Raw genomic sequence first — 323 nt, 5'->3', positions numbered from 1 at the left:
CTCGGTCGTCGCCAGGCGGCTGGCGGGTGTCGAGGCGGCGCTGCGCGGCCGGCCCGTCGGCCACGCGCTGGCCACTGCGATCCAATCCGCACCGATGGACGAGCTGTCGCCGATCGGCGACGTGCGCGGCAGCGCCGAATATCGGCTGGATGCAGCGCGCGAGATCGTCGCCCGTGCTGTGCTTGGTGCTGTGGGCGCTATTCCCGGCGAAAGGGCGGCAGCCTGATGAGCATGGAGCGCGCCGACATCGCCTTCGAAGTCAACGGCGCCGCCGTCAGCGTTTGCGTGCCGCCGGTGCGGCGGCTGTCCGCGGTGTTGCGCGA

At 72.1% G+C, this 323-nt stretch carries 1 pseudogene; it reads left to right on the top strand.

The features are described 5' to 3' along the window. A pseudogene (locus E5W70_RS32760) lies at positions 1-226 on the top strand (xanthine dehydrogenase family protein subunit M); the annotation flags it as partial. Positions 227-323: the final 97 nt, after the last annotated feature.

This window comes from Mesorhizobium sp. (assembly GCF_005063415.1).
Classification (GTDB): Bacteria; Pseudomonadota; Alphaproteobacteria; order Rhizobiales; family Rhizobiaceae; genus Mesorhizobium.
Note: the sequence above shows the minus strand (reverse complement) of the source record. Positions and strands in the feature narration are given on the sequence as shown.